General features: G+C 70.8%; 32 protein-coding genes and 1 pseudogene. 13 read left to right on the top strand and 20 right to left on the bottom strand.

All coding sequences use genetic code 11. From position 1 onward, the window contains the following. Positions 1–78: 78 nt before the first annotated feature. A complete protein-coding gene (locus ACN9M0_RS17235) occupies positions 79–1008 on the top strand; it encodes a LysR family transcriptional regulator (protein ID WP_426403850.1) in 930 nt (309 codons plus the stop codon). On the opposite strand, the gene ACN9M0_RS17230 is transcribed toward ACN9M0_RS17235, so the two are convergent. Then, the gene (locus ACN9M0_RS17230; protein ID WP_366037377.1) at positions 992–1621 is read right to left on the bottom strand and encodes a glyoxalase; all 630 of its coding nucleotides are present in this window, start codon (positions 1619–1621) and stop codon (positions 992–994) included. The two genes, ACN9M0_RS17235 and ACN9M0_RS17230, sit on opposite strands and share 17 nt — an antisense overlap. A gap of 188 nt (positions 1622–1809) precedes the next feature. Then, on the bottom strand, positions 1810–2472 hold the full coding sequence (locus ACN9M0_RS17225) for a helix-turn-helix transcriptional regulator (RefSeq protein ID WP_399696167.1): 663 nt from the start codon (positions 2470–2472) through the stop codon (positions 1810–1812). A gap of 56 nt (positions 2473–2528) precedes the next feature. Between ACN9M0_RS17225 and ACN9M0_RS17220 the strand changes: the two genes are divergently transcribed. Next, entirely contained in the window at positions 2529–3395 is an 867-nt protein-coding gene (locus tag ACN9M0_RS17220) for an aldo/keto reductase (protein ID WP_399696166.1), read from the top strand. A 102-nt stretch (positions 3396–3497) separates the two neighbouring features. Here ACN9M0_RS17220 and ACN9M0_RS17215 read toward each other — a convergent pair whose 3' ends face one another. Then, positions 3498–4355 (bottom strand): hypothetical protein, encoded by an 858-nt coding sequence (locus tag ACN9M0_RS17215; RefSeq protein ID WP_399696165.1) that lies wholly within the window; start codon positions 4353–4355, stop codon positions 3498–3500. 415 nt (positions 4356–4770) lie between these two features. Here ACN9M0_RS17215 and ACN9M0_RS17210 point away from each other — a divergent pair, with 415 nt between their 5' ends. From ACN9M0_RS17210 to ACN9M0_RS17195, 4 genes are all read left to right on the top strand, one after another. Then, entirely contained in the window at positions 4771–5226 is a 456-nt protein-coding gene (locus tag ACN9M0_RS17210) for a hypothetical protein (RefSeq protein WP_366037381.1), read from the top strand. A 130-nt stretch (positions 5227–5356) separates the two neighbouring features. Then, positions 5357–5899 carry a toxin gene (locus ACN9M0_RS17205; RefSeq protein ID WP_366037438.1) on the top strand — a complete coding sequence of 181 codons (543 nt, stop codon included), beginning with the start codon at positions 5357–5359 and terminating at the stop codon, positions 5897–5899. Between the two features lie 94 nt (positions 5900–5993). Next, positions 5994–7244: an MAB_1171c family putative transporter gene (locus ACN9M0_RS17200; RefSeq protein WP_366037382.1), complete on the top strand. Its 1251-nt coding sequence runs from the start codon at positions 5994–5996 to the stop codon at positions 7242–7244. Between the two features lie 98 nt (positions 7245–7342). After that, positions 7343–7849 carry a hypothetical protein gene (locus ACN9M0_RS17195; RefSeq protein WP_426405308.1) on the top strand — a complete coding sequence of 169 codons (507 nt, stop codon included), beginning with the start codon at positions 7343–7345 and terminating at the stop codon, positions 7847–7849. Between the two features lie 293 nt (positions 7850–8142). On the opposite strand, the gene ACN9M0_RS17190 is transcribed toward ACN9M0_RS17195, so the two are convergent. The 9 genes from ACN9M0_RS17190 to ACN9M0_RS17150 form a co-directional block, all read right to left on the bottom strand. Then, a complete protein-coding gene (locus ACN9M0_RS17190; RefSeq protein ID WP_366037383.1) occupies positions 8143–8484 on the bottom strand; it encodes a MerR family transcriptional regulator in 342 nt (113 codons plus the stop codon). 718 nt (positions 8485–9202) lie between these two features. After that, on the bottom strand, positions 9203–9589 hold the full coding sequence (locus ACN9M0_RS17185) for a CBS domain-containing protein (protein WP_426403849.1): 387 nt from the start codon (positions 9587–9589) through the stop codon (positions 9203–9205). 46 nt (positions 9590–9635) lie between these two features. Continuing rightward, on the bottom strand, positions 9636–11144 hold the full coding sequence (locus ACN9M0_RS17180; RefSeq protein WP_366037385.1) for a DEAD/DEAH box helicase: 1509 nt from the start codon (positions 11142–11144) through the stop codon (positions 9636–9638). A 249-nt stretch (positions 11145–11393) separates the two neighbouring features. Then, positions 11394–11597, bottom strand: coding sequence for a cold-shock protein (locus tag ACN9M0_RS17175; protein WP_030323642.1), 204 nt, complete (start codon positions 11595–11597; stop codon positions 11394–11396). Positions 11598–12382: 785 nt separating this feature from the next. Next, the gene (locus tag ACN9M0_RS17170; RefSeq protein ID WP_366037386.1) at positions 12383–12604 is read right to left on the bottom strand and encodes a hypothetical protein; all 222 of its coding nucleotides are present in this window, start codon (positions 12602–12604) and stop codon (positions 12383–12385) included. A 242-nt stretch (positions 12605–12846) separates the two neighbouring features. Next, a complete protein-coding gene (locus ACN9M0_RS17165) occupies positions 12847–13344 on the bottom strand; it encodes a carboxymuconolactone decarboxylase family protein (protein WP_366037387.1) in 498 nt (165 codons plus the stop codon). A 305-nt stretch (positions 13345–13649) separates the two neighbouring features. Beyond that, entirely contained in the window at positions 13650–14507 is an 858-nt protein-coding gene (locus ACN9M0_RS17160; protein WP_426403848.1) for a hypothetical protein, read from the bottom strand. A gap of 550 nt (positions 14508–15057) precedes the next feature. Further along, complete coding sequence (locus ACN9M0_RS17155; RefSeq protein ID WP_426403847.1) at positions 15058–15720, bottom strand: response regulator; 663 nt, start codon at positions 15718–15720, stop codon at positions 15058–15060. Beyond that, a complete protein-coding gene (locus ACN9M0_RS17150; protein ID WP_426403846.1) occupies positions 15717–16844 on the bottom strand; it encodes a sensor histidine kinase in 1128 nt (375 codons plus the stop codon). Before ACN9M0_RS17150 ends, ACN9M0_RS17155 begins: the two co-directional genes overlap by 4 nt. Before the next feature lie 227 nt (positions 16845–17071). Between ACN9M0_RS17150 and ACN9M0_RS17145 the strand changes: the two genes are divergently transcribed. The 3 genes and pseudogenes from ACN9M0_RS17145 to ACN9M0_RS17135 form a co-directional block, all read left to right on the top strand. Next, positions 17072–17215 carry a hypothetical protein gene (locus ACN9M0_RS17145; protein ID WP_366037391.1) on the top strand — a complete coding sequence of 48 codons (144 nt, stop codon included), beginning with the start codon at positions 17072–17074 and terminating at the stop codon, positions 17213–17215. A 35-nt stretch (positions 17216–17250) separates the two neighbouring features. Beyond that, entirely contained in the window at positions 17251–17517 is a 267-nt protein-coding gene (locus ACN9M0_RS17140) for a hypothetical protein (protein WP_366037392.1), read from the top strand. 11 nt (positions 17518–17528) lie between these two features. Further along, a pseudogene (locus ACN9M0_RS17135) lies at positions 17529–18041 on the top strand (MMPL family transporter); the annotation flags it as partial. 357 nt (positions 18042–18398) lie between these two features. On the opposite strand, the gene ACN9M0_RS17130 reads toward ACN9M0_RS17135, so the two are convergent. The 5 genes from ACN9M0_RS17130 to ACN9M0_RS17110 all read right to left on the bottom strand — a co-directional run bounded on the left by ACN9M0_RS17130 (position 18399) and on the right by ACN9M0_RS17110 (position 21295). Continuing rightward, positions 18399–19598: a PP2C family protein-serine/threonine phosphatase gene (locus ACN9M0_RS17130; protein ID WP_366037393.1), complete on the bottom strand. Its 1200-nt coding sequence runs from the start codon at positions 19596–19598 to the stop codon at positions 18399–18401. Between the two features lie 196 nt (positions 19599–19794). Next, the gene (locus ACN9M0_RS17125) at positions 19795–20067 is read right to left on the bottom strand and encodes a hypothetical protein (RefSeq protein ID WP_366037394.1); all 273 of its coding nucleotides are present in this window, start codon (positions 20065–20067) and stop codon (positions 19795–19797) included. A gap of 43 nt (positions 20068–20110) precedes the next feature. After that, positions 20111–20377 carry a hypothetical protein gene (locus ACN9M0_RS17120; RefSeq protein WP_116160154.1) on the bottom strand — a complete coding sequence of 89 codons (267 nt, stop codon included), beginning with the start codon at positions 20375–20377 and terminating at the stop codon, positions 20111–20113. A 113-nt stretch (positions 20378–20490) separates the two neighbouring features. Next, positions 20491–20700, bottom strand: coding sequence for a hypothetical protein (locus tag ACN9M0_RS17115; RefSeq protein WP_426403845.1), 210 nt, complete (start codon positions 20698–20700; stop codon positions 20491–20493). Between the two features lie 4 nt (positions 20701–20704). Beyond that, positions 20705–21295, bottom strand: a complete 591-nt coding sequence (locus tag ACN9M0_RS17110) for a DUF5994 family protein (RefSeq protein WP_399696153.1) — start codon at positions 21293–21295, stop codon at positions 20705–20707. Positions 21296–21599: 304 nt separating this feature from the next. Here ACN9M0_RS17110 and ACN9M0_RS17105 point away from each other — a divergent pair, with 304 nt between their 5' ends. The 4 genes from ACN9M0_RS17105 to ACN9M0_RS17090 are packed head-to-tail and all read left to right on the top strand — an operon-like array spanning position 21600 to position 23486. Next, positions 21600–22091: a DUF5994 family protein gene (locus ACN9M0_RS17105; RefSeq protein WP_366037397.1), complete on the top strand. Its 492-nt coding sequence runs from the start codon at positions 21600–21602 to the stop codon at positions 22089–22091. Continuing rightward, positions 22088–22444 carry a PRC-barrel domain-containing protein gene (locus ACN9M0_RS17100; protein WP_366037398.1) on the top strand — a complete coding sequence of 119 codons (357 nt, stop codon included), beginning with the start codon at positions 22088–22090 and terminating at the stop codon, positions 22442–22444. The genes ACN9M0_RS17105 and ACN9M0_RS17100 overlap by 4 nt, the downstream gene beginning before the upstream one ends. A 27-nt stretch (positions 22445–22471) precedes the next feature. Continuing rightward, on the top strand, positions 22472–22642 hold the full coding sequence (locus ACN9M0_RS17095; protein ID WP_366037399.1) for a hypothetical protein: 171 nt from the start codon (positions 22472–22474) through the stop codon (positions 22640–22642). Between the two features lie 19 nt (positions 22643–22661). After that, complete coding sequence (locus ACN9M0_RS17090; protein ID WP_426403844.1) at positions 22662–23486, top strand: hypothetical protein; 825 nt, start codon at positions 22662–22664, stop codon at positions 23484–23486. A gap of 83 nt (positions 23487–23569) precedes the next feature. Here the strand turns inward: ACN9M0_RS17090 and ACN9M0_RS17085 are convergent, their stop codons facing one another. The 3 genes from ACN9M0_RS17085 to ACN9M0_RS17075 all read right to left on the bottom strand — a co-directional run bounded on the left by ACN9M0_RS17085 (position 23570) and on the right by ACN9M0_RS17075 (position 24359). Then, the gene (locus ACN9M0_RS17085; protein WP_399696151.1) at positions 23570–23779 is read right to left on the bottom strand and encodes a hypothetical protein; all 210 of its coding nucleotides are present in this window, start codon (positions 23777–23779) and stop codon (positions 23570–23572) included. Positions 23780–23782: 3 nt separating this feature from the next. Beyond that, complete coding sequence (locus ACN9M0_RS17080) at positions 23783–24073, bottom strand: alpha/beta fold hydrolase (RefSeq protein ID WP_399696150.1); 291 nt, start codon at positions 24071–24073, stop codon at positions 23783–23785. 88 nt (positions 24074–24161) lie between these two features. Beyond that, positions 24162–24359 (bottom strand): hypothetical protein, encoded by a 198-nt coding sequence (locus tag ACN9M0_RS17075; protein ID WP_366037403.1) that lies wholly within the window; start codon positions 24357–24359, stop codon positions 24162–24164. Between the last annotated feature and the right edge of the window lie 102 nt (positions 24360–24461).

Below are 24461 nucleotides of genomic sequence, written 5' to 3'. Positions count from 1 at the left end.
GGGGAGTCACCACTCTCGGACGGACGCTCCGGCCGAACAAGATCGATCTCGTCTACGATCGGTGAACGAGACTCACCGATGAAGGCATGGGGGGCCGCCGCGGTGGAGCGACACGAGATCGAGGTCTTCCTCGCATTGGCCGAGGAGCTGCACTTCCGGCGCACCTCGGAGCGGCTCGGCCTGGCCCAGGGGAGGGTCAGCCAGACCATCAAGAAGCTCGAACGCCGCATCGGGGTGCCGCTGTTCGAGCGCACCAGCCGGCACGTCGCACTGACCGCGGTCGGACGACAGCTGCGGGAGGACCTGATCCCGGCCCAGGAGCAGCTGCTGCGCGCCGTCGACCGCGCGATGGCGATGGGCCGGGGCATGACGGGGCTGCTGCGCGTCGGCTATTCGAGCCCGATGGTCGCCGAGATCCTGCTGAAGGCCGCCGACACGTTCCGCGGGCGCCACCCGGACTGCGAGGTCGAGATCCGGGAGGTGCAGCTCTACGACCCCTTCGGGCCGATCAGGAGCGGCCAGGTCGACGTCCAGGTCACCGAGCTCCCTGTCGACGAACCCGATCTCACGGTCGGCCCGCTCGTCCTGTCCCAGCCCCGGGCCCTGATGGTCCCGGCCGGGCACCCCTTCGCCCGCCGTGCGTCCGTGTCGCTGGAGGACCTGGCGGAGGCGACGCTCATCACCGTGGCCGGGGAGGCCGTACCGCAGCACTGGCTCGACCATCACTACCCGCGGCGGACGCCGGGGGGCGCGGCCATCGCGCACGGCCCGGCCCCGACGTACTGGACGGAGGTCCTGAACCTCGTCGGTCTCGGCCGGGGCGTCTCGCCGGCCTGCGTGGAGGCGGAGCACTACTACGCCCGCCCCGACGTGGCCTGGGTCCCCTTCGACGACGCCCCGCCCGTCGAGTACGGCTTCCTGTGGCCGACGACCGGGGAGTGCGCCCGGGTCCGTGCCTTCGTGGACGCCTTCCGCGAGCGGGTACGGGGGGTCAGCGCGGGGTCGTGAGCGCCGCGGGCTCCCAGGCGAACCCGTCGGGGTCGGTGAAGGAGCCGTCGCCGTCGCCGCCGAGGGCGATCCGGTGGGAACCGGTGCCGTCGACGGCGACGCCGACGTCCTTGGCGAGGCCCTTGCGGGGGTACAGGGCGAGCGTGACGGCGCCCTCGGCACCGGCGAACTCGACGTACTTGCGGCCGAAGCTCTTCGCCACGGTGAGGCCCTGCCCGACGTAGAACTCCCGGGTGGCGGCCATGTCCGTCGTCCCCAGGAGGAGCACGACCCGGTCGACGCGCCCGGTGGCGGGGCCGGTGTCCTTCTTCTCCGAGGAGGCGAACTTCCAGATCGTCCCGTCCGGGGCCCGTACGACGCCGCCGTAGCCCCAGAAGGACTTCGTGGCCGGCTTCAGGACGGTGGCCCCGGCGTCCGCGGCGGCCTCGACGAGGGCGCGGACGTCGGCCGGCTGCGCCACCGTGAGGGACACGGAGAAGCCGCGGAACCCGTCCGAGGGCTCGTCCGAGGCGGCGCGCAGGCGCACGTGGGCGCCGAGGCCGGAGGCGGCGTAGAAGGTTTCGGCGGCCGTGAGGTCGGCGACTTCGAGGGTGAGGAGCGCGAGTGAGGTCATGTCGAAGACGCTAGTTCCGGCGGCCCGTCCGGTGCTTCTCGAATCCTGACCGATGCCGCCGGAGCCCCTCACCGGCGTCGGGCGCTGACCTCCTGGTGGAGCCGCCAGGTGAGTCCGCCGTCGGCCGACCGCTCGTTGCGCTGGGCGACGGACATGCAGGTACTGGCCTTTCTCGGCGGGGCACCAGGTCAGGCGTCCGGGTGCCGCCCGAGGATCTCGCGGGCTCGCAGCCCGGCCTGAAAACGGGAGCGGGCGTCCAGGGCGGTCATGAGGGCGGCGACCCGGCGCCGGTAGGTGCGCAGGGAGACTCCGAGCAGGCGGGAAGCCGTCTCGTCGGTGTGGCCGGCGGCCAGGGACCGCAGTACGGCCCGCTCCGCCTCGCCGAGACGGGGAAGGGGAGCGCGACGGTACGTCGCGAGATCGGTCGCGGTCTCCCAGGCCGTCTCGAACAGGGCGCGCACGCCGGCCACGACGTCCGGCTCCTGGACGACGCTGTACGTACGGGGTTCCCCCGCGGCGGACCGCGGGCCCGCCAGCACGGCGAGGCGCCGGTCGATGACGATCGCCTCGTGGGCCGGGGGCGCGGGTGAGATCCGTATCTCCACGCCGGCGTCGACGAGGTGTGTGAGCAACTCCCGTCCTCCAGGGCCCTGGAGGACGCCGGGGCCGTACAACTTGCGGACGACAAGGCCCGGTACAGGGGTGCGGCGGGCGTTCCGGGCCGCTGCCGACCAGGTTCCGGGTTCCCCGGCGGCGCAGAGGAACTCCCGCCGTGCACCGTCGAAGAGGGCGCCCGCGCGCCGTACCAGCTCGGCCTCTCCCCGGAGCGTCACGATGCCTTCCGTCGTCATGGCACCAAGCTGCCAGCCGTTGGCCTCCGTCGCGGGCGATCCCGAGGATCGGGGACATGACCGCACCCCTTGAGAACCCGTCCTCCACCTTCCTCCTCGGCGGGGACCTTCCCGTCGCCCGCATGGGGTTCGGCGCCATGCGGCTGCCGGCCCGTGAGATCGCCGGTCCCGCGAACGATCCCGAGACGTCGGCTGCCGTGCTGAGGCGGGCCGTCGAGCTCGGGGTGAACCACATCGACACCGCCTGGTTCTATTTCCACGGCGGGCTCTCGGCCAACGGCTTGATCCGCCGCGTCCTGCACCCCTACTCCGAGGACCTGGTCCTGGCGGCCAAAGTCGGCCCCGTCCGGCACTCCGACGGCAGCTGGGGCGCACCGGCCGGCCCCCGCGAACTCGTCGCGGGAGTCCACCGCACGCTGCGGGAACTCGGACGGGACCACCTCGACCTCGTCTACCTGCGTCTGCACGAGGACGACGACGAGACGGTCGCCGAGCGGTTCGGCGCGCTCGCCGCCCTGCGGGAGGAGGGCCTGATCCGGCACCTCGGCCTCAGCAACACCACCACCGGCCTGCTCGCCACGGCGCAGCGAATCGCCCCGGTGGCGGCGGTGCAGAACATGTACGGCCTCTTCCACCGCCGGAACCCGGACGTCCTCGACGCCTGCACCCGGCAGGGCATCGCGTTCGTGCCCTTCTTCTCCCTGGAGACCCTGGGTCGTCCCGAACCGACCGAACCACTCGCCCGGATCGCCGCCCGGCACGGAGCCACCCCGGCCCGGGTCAAACTCGCCTGGACGATGGCCAGGTCACCGGCGGTCCTCCTGATCCCCGGCACCTCGTCGGTGGCCCATGTGGAGGACAACATCGCGGCGGCCGATCTCCGCCTCGACGTGGAGTCCCTGTCCGAACTCGACGCACTGTGAACGTGTCCGAGTTCATACGGTCGAGGGGGCTTCCACGTCGCCTCGTCCTCGCCCAGGGGGCGTCTTGGCGCCACGAGATCGCGGTATCGGGTGGATGAAGGATCAGGTCGCCTTCCGGTTTCCGTCCGTGTCGCACGGGAGCGTGCCGGTGGGGTGGTCGGTGGCGAAGTCCTCGGAGATGTCCTCGGCGGCGTGCTGCATGGTCTCGCTGGTGATCCGGATCTGGCCCGAGAAGGGGGTGTCGATGTCCTCGATCAGGAGCAGGGATCCCGTGAACAGCACGGCCAGCACGCACAGGAGGGCGAGGTGCGAGGGCCCGCGGTTGAGGGGGAGGCCGAAGGCGAAGGCGCCGACGGTGGCGGCCAGGGCCACGACCATGAACCAGTAGACGAACGGGGGGATGGCCGGGCTCGCCTCGGAGATCCGGGCCTGCCGGGCCTTGGAGCGTTCGTCGTCGGCCTGGACGAGGAGGGCGAAGGTCGCGTCGCCCCTGTGGGCGAGCTCCTTGAAGTGGGTACGGAAGTCGGTGGACCACACGGACGCGGCCGGGGACTTCGCACCGCCCTCGGCCATGAGGGGCCACTCCGCGGTCTGGATGGCGCGCGAGTAGCAGACGGCGGCGGCCTGGAGCCGTTCGCGCTGGGGCTCCGGGGCGTAGTCGGCCACCTCGTAGAGCTGGTCCACCCGGCTGGCCTCGGCCTCGACGGCCGTGGCGGCGGAGCCGTACGACTCGGCCGCCACGACGATGACGAAGGCGACGAGGAGGACGGCGAGCGTCTCCAGGGGACTGATCAGATCGCTGACGGACGCCTCGCCGTCCTCCTCGTCGCCCGTGCGACGGCGACGGCGGACCTGGTTGGCGAACAGGCCGACGGCGAGGGCCGCGGCGATCGCCAGCACGGTGATGATCATGGTCGTGGTCATGTTCCGGCCGCCCAGGGAGATCGGCTTGTCGGGCACCCCGCCCGACCTCAGCCCACCATGTGGCAGGGTCCGCCGCGACAAGGGTGGTCCAGACGGCCCTGACGCCCCGGGCTGTCGGCGAAGCCCCGAGGCGTCAGGGGCGCACTGTGGAGCGGCCCTTGAGTGGCTGGCATACTGCAAGGGTGTAGCCCTTCGCGCATCCCCCGTCGCGAAGGGCTACACCCTTAGGTCGACCGGCTGCACCTCGGGCCGACCGGAGGACGCGCCCTCAGGTCGACCGAGGGCTGCGCCCTCAGGTCGACGCCGGGCGGAAATCGGAGCGCGAATGTTCACACGGCCAGGGGACTCCCCTGTGGTCCCCTGGCCGTGTTTTTTGTAGTTAACAGTGACGTAGAGTGTTTGCGCAAGCCCGGCACTTGCGCCGGCGCATGATGCGAACGTAGGTAACCGGATGGACATCGGCGAAGAACACGTGCCCGAGCTGCAGTCGCTGCGGCAGAAGGTCGAGTACATGCTGGAGAAGACCTTCCCCGGCCAGAAGGTGTCCGGGCGGACCTTCGCCGAGCTGGTCAAGGAGCGCGGCGGCTCCCTCTCCCACAGCTACTTCTCGAACATCCTGGCCGGGAAGGTCACCCAGCCCTCCGAGGAGATCCTCAAGGCGCTCGGTCTCGGCTTCGGCGTGGACTGGCGGTTCTTCAAGGAGGAGTCGGAGGTCGTCGGCGACGTGGTCGCCGGGCTCCAGTTCCTCGCCAAGCGGCGTACCGGCGAGATCAGCGGCGTGGCGGGCCGGGGTGTCGACGACGACGGTCTTCCGGCCGAACTGCTGGAGTTCGCGCTCTCCCTGCTCGCGGAGACCAAGACCCAGCAGCGGCCCGAAGGCGCGGAGGACGAGGGACAGGCGGGCTGAGGACGGGGGCCGGTGGCTTGTCGGACGAGGGGCCGCGGAGTGGGCGTACGCGCTTCCGTGTGCGGGACCGGCGTTGGCTAGACTCGCGGACCGCATGTCGCACACGCGTGTCGACGACCAAGAGGCCTCAATGTCCCTGCGTGAACTGCGCAAAGAGTGTGAAGCCGGCCTGGCCGACCTTCCCATACCGTCCCCCTTCACCATCGAAGGCCTGGTGGCGAACATGGAGGCGGCCCGCGGCCGGACCATCGTCCTCCAGGAACTGCCCGAACGACTGGCGCGGGTGAACGCGGCCTGCGGCCTGCGGCTGAAGTCCGGTACGACCAGTTACGTGCTCTACCGGCGCCGCCCCACCGCGTACCAGACCCAGCACGTGATCCTGCACGAGCTGTGCCACGAGTGGTTCGACCACGGCACCAGCCTCGACGCGGACCAGCTGCGCAAGCTGCTGCCGGTGTTCGACACCTCGCTGATCAAACGGGTGCTCTCCTCCGATACCGTCCAGGCCCGTGCCCAGTACGACACGCACGACGAACGGGTCGCCGAGTTCGGCGCCTCCCTCATCCCGCGCATGGCCAGGGACGTGACCAGCGACGACATGGTCGGACGGCTGGCCAACTCGCTCTCCCGGCCCGTCGCCCACAGACGCCGCGGCTTCTTCCGCCGCTCGTAGCACCACCACCCCCACGTCGTAAAACACCCCCGCCCCACGGAACACCCCACACCCCCCACTCGCAGAACACACCCCCCACCCCCGAGGAACTCACGTGACCGCGCTCGACCTCGCCGGCTACCTCATCGCCGGTCTGATGACCGCCGTCGCCCTGTGGCGCATGCCGGCCGCACTCTGGGGCGACGAGGAGGACAAGCGCCGCCGCGCCCTGTGGGGCTGCTACGCGGGCTTCGCCATCGCCCTGTGGACCAAGACCCACGTGGTCCGAATAGGCCTCAACAACAGCCCCGTCGTGGACCTCGCGGTGCTGATCAAGCACTACACGTCCACCATCGCCATCCTGGCGATCCTCAGCTACATCGTCGCCATCTACGGTCACTTCCCGGAGGGCGGGCCGATCCCCCGCCACGTCCGGTTCGCCCGACTGATTCAGCAGGTGGCCACCAAGGCCTCCGTGGTCACCCTCGTCCTCCTGACCGTGCTCTTCTTCACGGTGGTGGACCGCTCGGTCCCCGCGGACCGGTTCGTGGCCGAACACGCCGGCCAGTGGGGCGCCACGCTCTACATGAGCGTCTTCTACCTGTACTTGGGCGCCGCGTCCGCCGTCTGCGCCTATCAGTGGGCCCTGGCCACGGCCGACGCCCGCCTGCTCCACCTCCGGGTGGGCCTCGGCATGATGACCGTCGCGATGTTCATCGGGGTCGGCTACACCCTCAGCCGGACCCTGTTCCTGTGGATCAGCGTGGTCGACCGGCCCAGCCAGAGCTTCGCGCTGACCTTCGACGAGGCCACCGAGGCCGCGCAGCTGGTCCTCTTCGCGTTCTTCGCGGTCGGTGCCTCCATCCCCGCCTTCAGCAAGGGCTGGCGGCGGGCACGGCTGTGGCGGGCCCAGGTGAACCTGCATCCGCTGTGGCGCGAGCTGATGACGGCGTTCCCCGACCAGCCCTTCGCCCCGCCGGCCTCGCTGGCCCGGGAGCTGACCCGCTTCGACACGCCCGCGGACCTGCGGGTCGACCGCTGGGCGGCCGACATCGCGGACGCGGTCGAGAAGCTGCGTCACTACGTGCCCGACAGCCTGCTGGCCGCCGCCAAGGAGGCCGCCGCCAGCGAGGGCACGGACGCCGGGAAGGCAGGCTCGCTCGCCGACGCGTACTGGATCAAGGCGGCCCTGGTCGCCAAGGCCGAGGGCGCGCCCGCCGGGAAGGCCGCCGCCTTCGAGACCAAGCAGGCCACGGACCAGGACGACGAGGTCGCCTGGCTGGTACGGGTGGCCGCGGCGTACAAGGCCATCCCGGAACAGCGGACCCGCGCCGTCCTGCGGTCCTGCCCGGAGCACAGCGCGTGAGCCGCACCGCGAACGACGAAGCCGAGGGTACGGCGGTCACCACCGCGGCCCGGATCGTCACCGACGTCCTGCAGCCCCGCAACGTCCTGCTCGCGGGCATGCTCGGGATCGGCCTGGCCGCGGCGGACGGTCACTGGACCGGCCTCCTGTGGGGTCTGCTGGGTGCTCTGTGCGCCGGGCTGATCCCGGCCGGCTACATCGACTGGGAGCGCAAGCGCGGCACTTGGGGCGACCGTCATGTGGTCGATCGCACCCAGCGGGCGCCGATCTTCTTCGTCATCCTCGGTTCCATCGGCACCGGGTCGGTGGTCATGCTCCTGGGCGGGGCACCCACGCCCATCCTGGTCGCGATGCTCGCCCTGTGGGTGATGACCATCGGACTGCTCGCGGTGAACACCGTCTGGAAGATCTCGGTGGACTCCGCGGTGGCCTCTGCGGTGGTCACGCTGCTGTCCGTGGTGCACTCGCCGTGGTGGCTGCTCGCCTACGCCCTCACGGCCGCCGTGTGCTGGTCCCGGGTCGCGCTGAAGTACCACACGCCGGCCCAGACGATCGCCGGAGCCTCCCTGGGCGCGGCCACCGCCGCCGCGTTCCTCTTCGTGTGACGCTGCGCGGCGCGCGAGGTGGGGAGGCCGGTGATCATCGAGCGCGGCGACCCGAACGCGGTTCCCCGCTGTGCGGCGGCGACGCCCATTGGGTCGGCACTTCGCGGGGGGCGTGGGGCGCGCCGTTCTCGGGGCGGCGCGGGCGGGTAGCGGCGTACCGCCTGCCCGCCCGTTCGAGCCGGCGGGTTCGACTGTGAAGGGGGAGGGCCGAAGGCCCGTCCGGTCGCTGCCCGGCGGTGATCGCAGGGCGCCTCGCCTGCGACGCCGTGCCCACCGATCGGCCCGAAGCCGCTTCAGTCGGCAGCGGGGTGATCGGGCTGCTGAGTCGCTGCGCGGCGGTACTCGGCGTTGATGCGCTGGGCCTCTTCGAGCTGGTCTTCCAGGACGATGATGCGGCAGGCGGCCTCGATGGGGGTGCCCTGGTCGACGAGTTCCCGGGCGCGGGCGGCGATGCGCAGCTGGTAGCGGGAGTAGCGGCGGTGGCCGCCCTCGGAGCGCAGCGGGGTGATCAGGCGGGCTTCGCCGATGGCGCGGAGGAAGCTCTGAGTGGTGCCGATCATTTCGGCGGCCCGGCCCATCGTGTAGGCGGGGTAGTCGTCGTCGTCGAGACGGTCGTACGAGTCGTCTGCTGTCATTTGCACCTCTCTGCGAAACGCGTCGAGGGGCCCTGGTGCCGTACGGCACCAGGGCCCCGAAGGAACTACTACACCATCTGCCGGCCCTGACACAGCGCCGGCCTTCTGTATCCGCCGCCCCGACCCGGCTGCTGTCGGGGGCGCGGGGATCGCGGCTTCTTGACCGGAGACCACCTCACTATCGATGTCCTGCGGTACCCGGACGCGATAACTCCGCCCGGGCGATCCTGATGGCGCGGGTTCCTCCGTTCTTCCTCGGTGATCAACGGGGTACTACGTACTGCTGGTACTGCTCCACTGCGTACTGCTGGTGATGCGAACCGCACTGTGGCCTCTGGCAGCACCACTGCGGTCCCACTCCGGCGGCCCCTGAACACTGCGGGCCACCCGGTCCGGCCGTCAGTCCCGTCGCCGTCCTGCAACAACCCTGGCTTCGAAACTCCACCGCCGCACCGTCCTGCGTACTGCGACTGCATGTATGGCCGGCTGGCAGTTCGTCTCTGCCGAGCCTCATTGTCTCTCTGGGTTACGAGAGAAACCATACCCACGCTGGAACCCAATGTCTACTTCGGCCGGTATAGATTTTCAGATGTCCGACAGAGAGGTTGCCGATCCGGCCGCCGTGGTGCCGTCGGGAACGCACTTCGCCCCGCCGGATGACCGGCGGGGCGAAGACGAGGGAGAGGAAGAGAGCGGTTTTCCGCGAGGGTGCGGCGGTTCAGACGAGGGCGAGGACAGGCCCGGGGGCGTCCGGGGTGCCGCCCCGTTCGTCCATGACGCACGGGGCGGGGAGCCGGACGTGGCGCCCGACGTGCTCGGCGGGCGGCGCGCCGTCGCCGGGCAGGTCGCGCAGCCGGAGGCGGTCCGTGTAGGCGGGGCCGTCGCGGACGGCGGTCAGCTGGGCCGGGGTGACCAGTCCGGTGTACAGGCCGTCGGCGTCGCAGACGAGCAGGCGTCCGGCGCGGGCGCCGGCCATGACGGCCAGGGCCACCTCGACGGTCATGTCGTCCCAGACCTCCAGTCCTCCCATGTCCATGGCGTCGATCACCGTCCTGGACGCGGGAAAGGGAGAGGTCGAGCGGGGCTGCGTCTGGAGCGGTGTCACGACGTACCTCCTGCGGGGATGGGGCGATTTCCGAATCACGTGGGGCTCAGGCCGCCGCGTCGACGGCGGGCCGTCGCCCGCTGCCGCGTCGGGCGGCCGAGGCAGAGCTGCGCCGTCCGCGAGAGGTCGCGCCGCGCTTGCTCCGCTCGGAGGGCGGCGGGGTGATCGTCACGCGGATGCCGGACGGGGTCTGGGCGCCCGTGATCCGGCGGAGCTCCTCCTCGCCGGAACGGACCTGGGTGGTACGGGGCACGATCCCGGCGGCGGTCATGAGGCGGGTCATGCCGCGACGCTGCTGGGGTGTGACCAGGGTGACGACGCTCCCGGACTCACCGGCCCGCGCGGTACGGCCGCCGCGGTGGAGGTAGTCCTTGTGGTCGGTCGGCGGGTCCACGTTGACGACGAGGTCGAGGTGGTCGACGTGGATGCCCCGCGCCGCGACGTTCGTCGCGACCAGGACGGTGACGTGCCCGGTCTTGAACTGGGCGAGGGTGCGGGTGCGTTGCGGCTGCGACTTCCCGCCGTGCAGGGCGGCGGCCCGGACACCGCAGTCGAGGAGGTCCTCGGTGAGGCGGTCCACCGCGTGCTTGGTGTCCAGGAACATGATCACCCGGCCGTCGCGCGCCGCGATCTCGGTCGTCAGCCGGTGCTTGTCGGCGCCGTGCACATGGAGGACATGGTGCTCCATCGTGGTGACCGCGCCCTGGGAGGGGTCCACGGAGTGGACGACGGGGTCGGTCAGGTAGCGGCGGACCAGGAGATCCACGTTGCGGTCCAGCGTCGCGGAGAACAGCATCCGCTGACCCTCGGGGCGGACCTGGTCCAGGAGCGCCGTGACCTGAGGCATGAAGCCCATGTCGGCCATCTGGTCGGCCTCGTCCAGAACGGTGATCGCGACCCGGTCCAGTCGGCAGTCGCCGCGGTCGATGAGGTCCTTCAGGCGGCCCGGGGTGGCCACGACGACTTCGACACCGCCGCGCAGTGCGTGTGCCTGCCGGCCGATCGGCATCCCGCCGACGACGGTGGCCAGGCGCAGCGCCACGGCGCGGGCGTAGGGGGTGAGGGCGTCGGTGACCTGCTGGGCGAGTTCCCGGGTGGGGACCAGGATCAGGGCGAGCGGCTGTCGGGGCTCGGCCCGCTGCCCGGCGGTGCGGGCCAGCAGGGCCAGGCCGAAGGCGAGGGTCTTGCCGGAGCCGGTCCGGCCGCGCCCCAGGACGTCACGGCCCGCCAGGGAGTTCGGCAGCGTCGCGCCCTGGATGGGGAACGGCACGGACACGCCCTGCGTGGTGAGCGTGGCCAGGAGGGCCCTCGGCAGGTCGAGGTCGGCGAACGTCTCGACGGCGGGCAGCGCCGGGGTGACCGTCTTCGGCGGGGCGAACTCTCCCTGCACCGGGGCCGGCCGGCCGCCTCCGCCGGAGCGCCCAGGACCTCCCGATCGGCGTGGGGCGGACGCACCGAAGCGGCCGCTCAGGCCCGAGCCGGCGGGGGAGCCGTGCCCGCGGCCGCCGTCGCGGCGGGCACGGGAGGAACGACTGTTCGTACGGGTGGGGTTCATGCGGAACCTTCCTTGATACGGCGCGTATCGAGGAATTCCACCGGCGGATGAACAGCGCTGGGAATCACAGGCACGGGCCGAACGAAATGAGAAAGCAAGCGGCTCTTTCCAGGACAAAGAATTGTCGGGTGCGCGCGCAGGCAGAGAAGTCGCGGCGGCGCGGGTGGAACCGGGAGCCCTGTGAAAACAATGCAGCTGGGGCCCGCACCCCGAGGGATGCGGGCCCCAGCTACGGTTTGTGCGCCGGCGTCAGGCGGAAACGATGTTCTCGGCCGTCGGGCCCTTCTGGCCCTGCGCGATGTCGAAGCTGACCTTCTGGCCTTCCTGAAGCTCGCGGAAGCCCTGGGCGGCGATGTTCGAGAAGTGGGCGAACACGTCAGGGCCGCCACCGTCCTGCTCGATGAAGCCGAAACCCTTTTCCGCGTTGAACCACTTCACGGTGCCAGTCGCCATGTCATATCTCCTTGGGCAGTACGCAGGAGCCCGTACCGTACGGACTCCGTGTCGCCGCGATGATGCCCTGCCCGGAAAATGACCGGTAAATACAAAGCGCTTCCATGCGGCCTGTGGCCGACGGGAGGCGCTTGAAGTTTTCGGGTACCAAAACTGCAACTGACTTCGAAGGTAGCACGGTGCCGCGGCCTGTGCGTGTGGAAAAATTTCCCCTGCGTGTTGCCGGTAAAAACTCTCCCTGCGGGCCCGGCGCAATCCTCAGACCGCGAACACAGGTATTCATTCTTCCCCGGGTGCGGCATCCGGAGGAAAGGAGCCCGGCTCCCCTTCCTGCGGGCCGCCTCCATCAGGGGCGCACGAGGAGGACACCTGCGGAGACGTACCTCTCGAAGCCGATTCCGGGGGCTCCGGGTGCGTCCAGGACGTACCCGGGGTCTCCAGCGGCTCGCCGCACCCGCGGCAGTCCACGAACCCGTAGCGGAACGCGCCCCCGTGAATGACGTGTCCTGCGTGGGCCGTACCCTCCCGGCCAGGTCTAGCCGGCCTCGCGTCGAGCCGCACTCATGTCGAAGGCGGACGCCGGCGCCTCGTCGAGCAGGAAGGTTTCGATCTCCCCGAAGTCCGGTGCCTGGAAGGGATTCGTGGTGGGAGGCGGTGATGCTGCGGCGACACGGTGGGGCGCCCCTTCCGGAGCGGAGAACGGTGAGGTCAGGTCGATGAGAGGGCTCCTTTTCGGTGCGGGGCAATGAACGGATCCGGTGTGCCGTGACCGGGCACGGCGGGCCCTACAGCTTGCTCATCTTGGCGTACGGACTCAGGATCCGCTCCTGCGTCGAGCCGAAGTCCACGACCGCCGCGATCCCGGCCTCGATGCCGATGACCCGGCCGAGGCCGTGAACGTCGTGTGTGACCTGGTCGCCTATGGCGAACTGCCTCGGAGGCGGCGTGACCGGGGCCTTGAAGGGACTGGTGGGCAAATAGCGCTTCGGTGCACCTGGCTTTGTCATTGCCGCCAGTATGCGCCTGCGCGTGCGCGGTGCCCGCCTCAAGGCGAATCCCGCGCCCCAGGCGGTGATGAAGCCGCTGCCGTCGGTGACCGCTCTGGGCTCACCCCGCCGGCCGGTGACGCCGTGACGGAGCTGCTCCTCGGCGCGGAGCGCGCCACGGCGGTCGGCGAGCTGGAGTGGGGCCGGCCCCGTTTCCTGCGCAAGGCCCAGGCCGGGAGGCGCTGGACGAAGCGGGGCTCTGGTTACTGGTCCCACTGCTGGTCGGCCAGGGAGGTGACGGGCTGGGGCTTGCCGATGACAGCGAGGGCGATGAAGAAGTTGATCTGGCCGATGGCGATGGTCAGGGTGGCCATCGCCTTGTTGTCGTAGTGCTCGGCCGCCTCGGCGTACAGCTCGTCGGTGACGCGCTCCCGGCCGTGCGGCGCCGGCTGGAGGGTGGCCTCGACCAGGGCGAGGGCGGCGCGTTCCGCGGGGGTGAAGTAGGGCGCGTCCTGCCAGGAGGCGACGGCGGTGATGCGCTCCTCGGACTCGCCGGCCTTCCGCAGGAAGCTGGTGTTGAGGACCGTCAGGTAGGTGTTGTTGACGATCTGTCCGGCACGCAGGTGGACGAGGTTGATCGTGGTGCGGGGTACGGACTGGTTGCCCGTGGCGCGGAAGAGCGCGGCGCTGACGTCGGCCAGCTCGGGCACGAACTCACCCGGGTTCGGCATGCGGGAGATGGAGGCGTTGGTGTTCGTCATGGCTGGTCTCTTTCGCATCGTCTTGTCGGTGTCTTCACCGCACTGACGGACGGGGAAAGGGAGTTGTGACAGGAACCGGCCGGTCTCACGCCAGAATTTCGGTCCGGCCCGCCAGAAGGTCCGGACACCACAGGGCCCCAGGTCGCTGACCTGGGGTTTCGCTGGCGAGCCCGCTGTTGAGGACGGTTACCGCCTCTACGGGCACGTTGTGGCACGCCCTTCTCAGCGGCGCGGTGGGCGGTGGCCGGCGGCGCCCGGCCCCTGGGGGGCGCCTGCACCGCCGCCCCGAAGTGAGCGGTGGAGGCTTATGGGTCTTGCAGCAGGGTGTGCAGCGGATGAGCGGCTGCGTGCGCGAGGGGACGTGACAGGTGCAGGGCCGTGTGGAAGTGGCCGTCGGTCTCCTTGCCGCGGGGGTCTTCGCCGGCCGCGGACACCGCGGCGATGGCGTAGCGCTGTTCGTCGGCGTCGGTGAAGCGCCTCTGCGGGTACGTGCGGGACGTGTCCTTCTGCGTGGTCAGGCCGAACTCGGTCAGGCCGTCGGAGATGTCCTCGTAGGGGACGGTCCGCAGGGCGAGGGCGGCCACCCAGGGTGGCTCCTGCCTGCCTTTCAGGAGCGCCCGGAAGGTGCGGGCGGACAGGAAGGTCGCCCCGCCGGTCACGGTGATCAGGCGGGTGCCGCGCGTGGCCTGGTGCAGTGCCGGGCTGGGCGGGGTGGTCTCCAGGTTCTCGGCGAATCCGTCGTCGAGCAGGCCGACCGCGCGGGCGTAGGCGATGGCCGGCGCGGAGATGTCGAGGCCGATGACGGGCACGGCGTCGGTGCGGCGACGTGCCGCGTAGTACCTGCGGTCCTCCTCGATCAGTTCGGCGGTCGTCAGCGGGGCGACCTGCGGTGAGGTGTAGTGGTCGTACAGCTCCTGGAGCGTCACGTCGTGGTTGAGCAAGGCCGCGTTGATGCCGTACGAACAGCAGATGTCCAGCACCGTGGCCTGCGGCACGCCGTCCTCACCGGCCGGGCGACCGTGGCCCTCGGGAAAGCCGGCGAAAGGCAGAAGGCGGCGGAAGAGACGCTGCGCGTGATGGGGTGCCTGATAGTCCAATGGCCCCAGGGTCGCGAAGTACGAACGTGGGTCCGGTCGGCCGTAGATGTCGTCGAAGCGGGTCATCTGCGCGGGTGTACCCGATGCGTGAGGGTTCCGAGCCGTGGTCACCAGGGCCTCCTTAGGGGGTCAGGCAGGCATAGCGCATCGCGCCGTCGGCAGGGAAGGGCGCCGGGCCCTGACCGCTCGGCTTCAGCCACATGAGGGCGGGTTCACCACCTCGACACCGACCTCGTCGACACCACGCATGTGGTGGTCGCGCGGGTGAAGCTCGGGTCGACCGCATCCGCTACGTGCGTCCCCCCGGGTCGGTGATCCGGTCGGGCCGGGTCGGGAACGGGCTACGGGCAGCGGCAGTCGGCCGCCCTTCTGAGGCCGCGAGCTAGGGTGAGCGAGGAGCCGTGACGGCTCCGGCCGCGCTCATCCATCCGCACCGGCCACACACCACGCACGGGGTCGACGTACTCGGCCGTTACGGCTCCGCTCCCTCCACCCAGGCCGACGGCGGCCTACGACCGCTGCGGCACCCGGACGCGCCCCCGGCCTCGACGAGGATCACGGCGCCGGAGGCTGATCACGTCCTCACATCTGCGGCGGAGCGGGCGGCCCGTGAGTCTCAGGGTGTGCGTGGGGTGACCAGGCCGGATTCGTAGGCGAGAACCACGAGTTGGGCTCGGTCGCGGGCGTGGAGCTTGGTCATCGCCCGGTTGACGTGGGTCTTCACGGTCATCGGGCTGATCACCATGAGGTCGGCGATCTCGTCGTTGGACAGGCCCCGCGCGACGAGGGCGACGGCCTCGCGTTCGCGGCCGGTCAGCTCTTCGAGTCCCGCCGCGGCGCCGGCGTCGAGCGGCTGGGACACGTACCTGTCGATCAGCTTGCGGGTGATCGACGGGGCGAGCAGGGCGTCGCCGCGTGCGGCCACGCGGACGGCGTGCAGGAAGTCGTCCGGGACGATGTCCTTGACGAGGAAACCCGCGGCGCCGGCGCGCAGCGCGTCGAAGACGTACTCGTCCATGCCGTAGTTGGTCAGGATGACGACGTGCACCCCGGCCAGGGCCGGGTCCGCGGCGATGCGCCGGGTCGCCTCGATGCCGTCGACGACCGGCATCTGGATGTCGATGAGGGCGATGTCGGGCAGGTGTTCCCTGGCGAGCTCCAGGCCTTCCTTGCCGTCGGCGGCCTCGGCCACCACCTCGATGTCGTCCTCGAGGTCGAGGAGTGCGCGGAATCCGCTGCGGATGAGCGGCTGGTCGTCGACCAGCAGGACTCGGATCACGAGGTTCGCTCCACGGGGAGTTCGGCCCGGACGGTGAAGCCACCCTCGCCGCGCGGTTCGGCGCGCAGGAGGCCGCCGAGGGCGGTGACGCGTTCGCGCATGCCGAGCAGCCCCACGCCGGGCACGGGGGCGGTGCCCGGCGTGGCCTTGCCGTCGTCGTCGATGCGGAGCGCGAGGGTGTCGGGCCGGTAGTCGATCCGGACCGATGCCGTAGTGGCGGCGGCGTGCCGGACGATGTTGGTCAACGACTCCTGAACGATCCGGTAGGCGGTCCTGCCCACCGCGGCCGGCACGTCGTGCCGCTGCCCCTCGATCGTCAGCGTCGCCTCCAGACCGGTTCTGCCGGCCCGCTCCACCAGTTCCGGTACGTCGGCGAGCCCGCGCGGCGGGGCCGTGTCGTCGTCGCGCAGCGCCTCCAGGGTCGCGCGCAGCTCCCGGCTCGCCTCACGTCCGGCCTCCTGGATCGCCAGCAGGGCCTCCGGCACGTTCTCGCCGCGTCTGCGGGCCACGTGGACGGCGACTTCGGACTGCACCTTGATGACGGAGATCTGGTGGGTGAGCGAGTCGTGCAGTTCCCGGGCGATGTGCAGCCGTTCCTCGTCGGCACGGCGCCGCGCGGTCTCCTCGCGGGTGCGCTCGGCCTCCTCCGCCCGCTGCTCCGCCTGCCGCAACGCCTCCCCCGCGGCAAAGGCGGCGACGAGCCAGGCGATCTCCAGGGTGCCGCGGGCCTGCACCGACACCTCGCTCATGGGCCCGTCGCGGAGGACCAGGGCAGTGAGCTGCAGAGTCACCAGCAGGATCGCGGACGCCGCCACCGCCAGGACGCGGTGCCCGGCCCGCACCGCGGCGTACACCGCGACCAGGTAGGCGACGGTGAGCACGTCGAACCCGGCCGCCTGGTAGCCCACCGCGCACAGTCCGGTGACGGCCAGGACGACGACCGGAGCCCTGCGGCGCGCGGCCAGCGCCAGGCCGCCGACCGCCAGCAGCACGTGGCCGAGCAGGTCGGGCCCCTTGCCAGGGTGCTCCCCGGACCACCCGTCGGCCAGCATCAGCGCCGCCACGCCTACAGCGATCGCCCAGTCCGCGACAGCAGCCGGTAGACCGAACCGTCGTTTGCCCATGCGCGCACCCTAGCCAGATGTCGCCACGGGCGAGTCCGGCTCGTGGATGACCGACCGCCTACCGCGTCCGCGGTACTCGCGCGGCTCCTGCCGCGTCCGCGGTAGTCACGTACGCCACCGGCGGCAGCGCGAAGTGCGTCCGCATGCGGGACGACCGGAGGCAGGTCCGGCGGACAGGATCGTGCGACGTACAGGAGCGGGAGTCGTACGAGGAGAAGGAGCACCTCATGTCCGTCCGTCACGTGCTTGCCGCACCTGCGGCCGCGCAGGCCTCGGTCCAGCCGCTCGCCGCCGATGCCCATGCCCCGACCCGTTCCCGCCGCGCCGGTGGACCGGCCGACCGCCCCGTCCACCTGCGCGCGTCCGCGTGAGAGAGGCACAGGGGCAGGGACTCGAGGAGACGTTGATGGCAACCGGAACCACCCCCACGGGCGGGACTCCGGCGGGACTGGGCCGCTTCTGTTTCCGGCGCCGCCGCCTGGTCCTCCTGATCTGGATCATCGGTGTGATGGCCGTGGCGTTCGCCGGATTCGGCTACGGCGCCGCCCCCGACAACGACTTCTCCGGAGGAGACTCGCAGTCGGCCAAGGCGCAGCAGCTGATGGAGACGCACTTCCCCAAGGAGCAAGGGGACAGACCGACCGTCGCATCGCCCGTACGACCATCCCGCTGAGCGACAAGGGGGTGGAGAAGAGCGAGGTGAAGCCGCTGGTGGACATGGTCAAGGAGGCCTCCGGCGACAGCGTCACGCTCGCGCTGGGCGGGTACATGGCGGAAAAGGCCGAGACGCCCCCGCAAGGCCCGGCCGAGAGCGTGGGCCTTCTGGCAGCAGCCGTGATCCTCTTCATCGCGTTCGGATCACTGATGGCGATGGGCCTGCCGATCGCGACCGCCCTCCTGGCCATCGTCGGCGGACTCGCCCTGATGAAGCTGGTGGGGCACCTGGTTCCCGCGCCGAACTTCGCTCTGACCTTCGGCGCGATGATCGGGCTCGGCGTCGGCATCGACTACGCGCTGTTCATCGTGACCCGCTACAAGGACGGCCTCGCGGAGGGGGACGACCCCGAGAGCGCCACGGCCAAGGCCGTCGCCACCGCGGGTCACGCGGTGCTGTTCGCCGGCACGACCGTGGTGATCGCCCTGATGGGCCTGCTCGTCATGGGTCAGCGGCTGATGACCGGGCTGGCCGTCGCCACGTCGCTCACGGTGCTGGTCACGATGATCGCCGCCCTGACGCTGCTGCCCGCGTTCCTGGGCCGGCCGCGTACGCGAGGCAGCGGCGCAGCGGCACGTTCGCCGAGCGGGGCGAGACCCTTCCGTCGGCTCGGTCGCACAACGACGAAGCCCCAGGTCGCCGACCTGGGGCTTCGTGGAAGAGCGGATGACGGGAATCGAACCCGCGCTACAAGCTTGGGAATCACCCGGCACTTGGGCCTGCGAATAGCTTCTGACCTGCAGAAACGTTCGCCTGGCGCCGCTCCTTCGCCGTCTCTTCGGCTCCCTTGGCGTCTGCTGGTGACCGCCTCTACTGGCATGTTGCGGCACGGCGGCAGATCAGCCACGCCACTCGACCAGGACGAGAGTGGCGTCGTCCGAGGTGGCTTCGCCGCGTGCTCGCTTGAGCGTGTGGGACAGGTCCCGTGCCACCGCGCGGACTCCTCGGTCTGCCTTCTCCAGCTGATTCACCCAGTCGATCAGCTGGTCCTCGCCGAATTGCTCCTGCCCGCTCTCGTGCTCCTCGAACAGGCCGTCGGTGAAGCAGAGGATCCGGTCCCCGGGCGCGAGCGTCACGTCGCTGACCTGCGGTTGCGCTCCTCCGAAGCCGACGGGGAGGGTGGTGGGGCTGTCCAGGCGGCCCATGACACGGTGCTCCCGGATCAGGACGGGGGCGGGGTGTCCCGCGTTGACCCACTGGAGACGGCCGGTGGTCGTGTCCAGCCGCATCATCTGCGCGGTGACGAAGTGGTCGGGGGCGAACTGCTCGGCCACGGCCCGGTCCATGAAGAGATAGATCTCGGACAGCTCGATACTGATGCGGCGGGCGTGCCGGTATGCGCCGATGGCGACGGTCGCCATGGCCGCCGCGTCCAGGCCGTGCCCCATGGCGTCGATCACTGCGAGGTGGAGGGTGTCGCCGTTCAGGGCGTAGTCGAAGCTGTCGCCGGCGACGTCGTACGCGGGCTCCAGGACTCCGGCGACGGCGACGCGCGGCATGGTCATGGTCAGCGGCGGCAGGAGCGCCCACTGGATCTCCGCGGCTACGCTCATCGGCTCGCTGCGGCGGGTGCGGAAGAAGAGGTCGGTGTGGTTGTTCTTGGTCTGCAGCAGATCGGCGATCAGGCCCGCGATCCTGCGCAGGAGGCGGCGGTCGTCGTCGTCGACCGCGTCCAGGGTGACGGCCAGGACGCCGGCCTGGTCGCCGCCGTCGAGCAGCGGTATGTGGACGCGCACTCCGTCGGCCAGCGCCAGCTCGACCGTGCGCGACGTGAGGAAACACCTGCCGGCCTCCGAACCGTCGATGGACAGCGGCTCGCCGCCCGTCAGCCCTTCGGCGAGTAGGGGAACCAGCCTCTGTTGCCCGTAGTCCTGGAGCAGGATCTGCGGACTCCTGCCCCCCAGCCGGCTCACCGTCTCGGCGACGACCAGCCCGACCCGATGGGGCGGCAGCTCATGCGCCCGGTCCAGGATCGTTCCCAGGAGTCCCTCCCCGAAGCTCTCCGAGCGATCGGGTTTCCCGCGCCGTCCGAGGGTCATCCCGTTGCCTCCAACCGAGCGGCGATGACCTCGCCCGGTCCTGCCGTACGGGGCGGGGTGCCGCGACCGCGAGGCGACCGGGTTCCGGAGCGGCCCGCACCAGAGATGTGGCCTCCAGGATGCTCCTCGGCGGCAGGTCACGCCACAGGGACGCCGTGCGGGGACAGAGTTTGCCGGTGACCGGAGGCGGACCGGTTCAGCCGCCCTCTTCCTCCTCCGCTTCCATGACGCGGATGCCCTGATGGGTGAGCGAGACCATCGCGGGTGTGTTTCCCGGCTCCCAGTCGACGGTGACCAGCCCCTCGCCCGCGAGGTAGGAGCAGGCGGCGGCGAGATCCTGCTCCGGGATGCGCAGGTCGTGGTTGAGCGCGGCTCCGGCGACGCCGAGCAGGCGGTTGCCTTCGGCGGCCGTGTAGAGGGCCTGGAGGATCTGCCGACGGTACTGCTGCCGCTCGTGGAGTGTCGCCATGGCCGCCTGGTCCTGTCGTCGTGGGGTGTCGTTCGTGGCCCGGTCAGGGCTCCTCGGTGTGGGGGCCGGTGCCGGTGGGAGGTCTGCTGGTGGCGAGCCAGGTGCGGGCGGGTCCGGCGGCGGTCTCGGTGTCGACGGTGAGGTGGAGCCGTGTGCCGCCGCCTGGCACGGGGTAGCTGCGCTGCTCCGCGCCCGCGAAGCACCGGCGGATCACTTCGGCGACCGCACGGGCGGCCGCGGGCGTGGCGGAGACGATACGGATCTCGGCGTGTTCGGCCTGCGGCAGTGGTTCGTTCTCGGTGGGGTGCAAGACGGCGTGCTCCGTTCGGGACAAAAAGCGAGAGGCCGGCGGGTGGGTTGTCCCTGGTGTCGGGTGCCCCACCCGCGGCCTTCGGCCGGAGGAGTGGTCTGGGGTCAGGCAGGTCAGGGCCAGGTGCCCGTAGGCCGACGAACGGCGATCCGTTCGGGCGGCCTGGGGTGGCTGTGGCCGGGGGGACGGCTGAGGGAGGGGTAGGAGTCGCTGAAGTGGCGGGCTGCTATGCGTGCGTCGTGCTGGGCGTTCAGCCGGTGGATCAGGCGTGTGCCGAGCACGATCAGAAGTGCGCCTGCCAGGAGCGTGATGACGGTCTCCATGTCCTCACCTCCCGGTGTGTCCCGGCAGCGGGATCATCCGCGCGCCGACGACGGGGTCCGCCGCTGGGTGCGGCTGGGGCGCCGGGGCGGACCCGCCGTCGTTCTCCCAGGCGTCTTCGCTGCTCCGCGCCTCCCCCATACGGCGGCCGGTCGCGGCCTCGCCGGACATCAGCGAGCCCGCGGTGAGGACGCTGCCGGGGACGGCGGCGGCGGTCATCAGCCGGGCCGCGGAGGCGGGTTCGGTCTCGGGCGGAATCACGAGCAGGTCGCAGCGGCCGGTCGTGTAGGACAGCAGGATGATCTTGTCCGGGTCCTGCTCGGTGAACCAGCCCACGTGCAGGACGTGGCCGGTGACGGCGACCTTGTGCGGGACGACGGGCCAGTGGCCGGGGTTCACCAGGACGCGGGTGATGCGGCCCCAGCGTCCTTCGAGGGCGTCGGCCAGCGGAGGCAGCTCGGCTGCCAGGTCGCGTGAACGGGGCCACCAGGCGCCGTCGAGCCGACCGGCGAGCGTGGTCTTGGGGGTGAGCGACAACCGGGCCGGAAGTCCTGGGGTGAGGGCGCGGTTCGCTGTCCTGTCGAGGGTGGTGGTCATGGCGGACCTGCCCCCGGGCTGCCCGTCGGCAGCCCGGTTTTTCGTGTTCCCCGGAAATGTCACCTGCGTGGAAGCTGGTGCTCGAAGTACTTCCGGTACTTCCAGGGTACGTCCGAGCAGTCCGTTTTCGGCCTGATACGGGGAGAGACTTCCGGTTTGTATGAACGAGTGTGCGGCGCCGGGCGGACACGCGGGAGCCGGGGTTACCGTGAGATGACGGCACAGTCGCCCCGCCGGTGGCCGGTCGCCCCCTCGGCGCAGCCGTGGCGGGCCGGCACCTCACCCGTAGACGAGCGGATCCACCATGGCCAACTCCGACATCCCGCCCCCGTTGCTCCTGCCGGACGAGATCCACCAGGCGGTACGACCCGGTACGGCGCTGCTCCGGCTGGAGACTACGCACTCCCGGCAGGGCGTCCTGGACGGGGCGTGGTGGCCGCGCACTCGCGACGTGGAGCAGGAGGTTCCCGCGCTGGTGTCCGTGCTGGCCGAGCACCTCGGACCCATCACCCGGGTCGGCCTGGACGCCACCGCGTGGGACGCGATCCCGACCCGGCTGGTCATCGACGACCGGGTCGTCCACCTCGACTCCTTCCCCGTCGGCGACGACACCGTCCTGATCACCCGTGGCGACAAGGACCACTTCGCGCTGATGGTGGTGCCGCCGGACACGGAGCCCGATGCCGCCCGCACGGCCATGGCCCGCGCGGTCCGCGCCGACAACATCACGCAGGCCACCGAGCTCCTCGTCGCCGCACTTCCCCCACCGGCGACCGAACAGGGAGGAGAGGCATGATCCAGACGGCGGACATCCGCGAGTGGCGCAACCAGGCCGTGGTGGACCCCGGCGGCCACAAGATCGGCGAACTGGAATCCGTCTACGTCGACACCAGCACCGACGAACCGGCCATGGCCACGGTCCGCGTCGGCCTGCCCACCCGGCACCGCCTGGTGTTCGTCCCCCTGGAAGGAGCGACGGTGGGTCCGGGGTACGTGCGCGTCGCCCACGACAGGAAAATGGTGAAACGAAGCCCCTCCATCGGCACGGACGGTGTCCTGCCCTTCGAGGACGAGGAAGCCGTCTTCCGCCACTACGGCCTCGCTTACGAACCCGGTGCGAACGGCGAACGCCAACTCGCCCGACGCTGAGCACCCGACGCCCGGGAGGCGGTCCCCATGACACTCTTCCTCGCCCTGATCATCGTCGCCATCGTCCTGGGCCTCATCGGCGCCGTCGCCGACGGACTCCTCTTCCTCCTCTTCATCGGCATCGCGGTACTCGTGGCAGACCTCCTCTACATGGCCCTGCGCACCCGCCACTCCGCCCGCCACCGCCCGCTCCGGTGACTCGGGGAGTCTCCGCATCATGCTGCGTATCGTCGACCCCCGTACCGGCCGCCCCGTGGAGCTTCCCTCCGTACGCCGCCATCTGCTGAGCATCTGCGTCCACCTGCCGGTCAGCGACGCCGGGATCGGTATGACGGACCTGCGGGCGCTCCTGGTCGGGGACGTACTGGCGCGTACGGCGGAGCTGCACGGCCTGCAGTCCCGCACGTTCCTCACCACGCCGGACCTGCCTCATGAGCGAGCCCAGGTGCTTGATCGCGCCATGTCCGCGCTTGGCGTCCACCCGCCGGCCATCGGCGGTGTTCCGAACGGAACGCTCCGCGCCGCTGCCGACGTACACGTCCACGCGTACGGGACCGCCGCAGAGGACGCGGTGGGCGGGGTCCGTGTCGACGTGGGCCGGGTCGGCCTGGCATCCCCGGAACGGGGCGTCCCGGACCGTGCCCACCTCTTGGCCTCGGGGCCCCTGGACGCCGTCGTCCCGGAGGGGACCGATCCGCTGGCTGTGAGGATGCTGATGCTCGGCCACTCCTACCGCACACCGGTCACGGTCACCGGTACTGCGCTCGAAGGGGCCCGGCGGACACTGGGGTGTTGGCGGCGGCTGGTGGCCGACTGGGCACAGGCGCCGTCCAGGCCGATCCCCGCCGATGTGCTGCGGCACGCCCATGACGTGCTGGCCGATGATCTCGGCGTCCCCGCCGTCCTGGACACGCTTGGCACCGTGGTGACGCGCGTCGACGTCCCGGCCGGTGCCAAGTTCGAGACGTTCGCCTTCCTCGACCGCGTCCTCGGACTGGACCTCGCGCGCGAGGTGGGTCACCAGCACCGGGCGGCGACATGACGCAGGGCGACGCGGGCCTCATGGTGGCGGTCGCCACAACGGCCCCAGCGCATTCACTCCGCCGAGGCCGCCCTTCCGGATCGTCACACGTGAGCGTGCTCGATCCATGTCCCATTGTACGACTGCGGGCCGGTCCCGCCGGTGGTGTTGTCGATGATCGCCCTGCGGTTGCCGGGATTCTTCGCGGCCCCGGCGAACAGCTCCCACATCTCCCCTTCGAGCGGGAAGCCGGACGCGGGTACCGGCGAGATGCCGATGATCGAGCGGATGCGCGGCGGGGTCTCCAGCAGCATCAGTCAGGCCGCCTTGGCGCCCATGGAGTGGCCGATGACCGAGAAGGACTCCCAGCCCAGATGGTCTGCTACGGCCAAGGCATCCCCGGCGACCTCGTCCATCGTGAACGCGCCGTCGGCGTCGATCGCCTCGCCGTAGCCGCGGCAGTCCAGGAACGCGTAGCTGAACGCGTCCCCGTTCAAGTGTTCGCGCACCGGGGCGAAGCTCGACCGGTCGCCGAACCAGTTGTGGAGCAGGAGGGCTCGCTCGGAGCCGGTGCCCATGACGTCGTGCGGAATGACCTGTCGTGTCACAACATCCCCTGCTCATCAGGTGATCGTGTGCTGCCGGCGGTCACCGGCGACCACGTCTTGCGATCTCCGTGGACGAGTGCTGCTCTGGTCAAAGCGGCTCGTCGTGAAGGTCCTCTTCGCGCAGCAGGTCGTCCTCGCGGCGCGAGGTCTCCTTCTGGCCCTGCTTCTGTCCCCGTTCGCGGGACTGCCTGCCCGGCTGGGGGTGCGCGGGGTCTCCCGGTCGATGGTGACCTTGTGCCTCGCGGCCCTTGCCCGGCTCCTGATGCTTGTCCTGCTTACCGCCCATGACAGCGACTCCTCCTGATGCGTGGGTACGGACTCCCTCGGATCACGCTCACACGGACAGCGACCGTCTGCATCAGGTCGACCGCGAAGCGAGGCACACGGG

Origin of the sequence: Streptomyces sp. R-07 (assembly GCF_049913175.1) — a bacterium.
In the GTDB taxonomy this organism is placed as follows: Bacteria; Actinomycetota; Actinomycetes; order Streptomycetales; family Streptomycetaceae; genus Streptomyces.
Note: the sequence above shows the minus strand (reverse complement) of the source record. Positions and strands in the feature narration are given on the sequence as shown.